We start from the raw sequence: 271 nt of genomic DNA on the forward strand, positions 1-271 counted from the left end.
GCCTGGTGATATCTATGGATATAGCCTGTAAAAAGATTGATTTTCCCTCGATGGTGATATAAGCATGAATAGAGTACCTACCAGCTTTAGAATCTACAAGGGAAATATCAGTCTGGTAATCTCTTGCACTGATCCATCTCAAATCATCACTACTCAGCAAAACGGCAATAGCCTATCCATCTTCTACCAACGATCCAATGCACAAAAAAATCTCGAAATTAAATATGCCATCTGGTCTCATGAGAATGGTCAAGATGATTTGAGATGGATC

General features: G+C 38.7%; 1 protein-coding gene. It reads left to right on the forward strand.

Annotation, left to right across the window (positions count from 1 at the left end; translation table 11 throughout):
- Window positions 1-64: 64 nt before the first annotated feature.
- Window positions 65-271: hypothetical protein (locus ACS2QP_RS27755; RefSeq protein WP_438883064.1), on the forward strand; the 207-nt coding region annotated here is incomplete at its 3' end.

It is taken from the genome of Bacillus cereus group sp. Bce019, assembly GCF_051781745.1.
Classification (GTDB): Bacteria; Bacillota; Bacilli; order Bacillales; family Bacillaceae_G; genus Bacillus_A; species Bacillus_A cereus.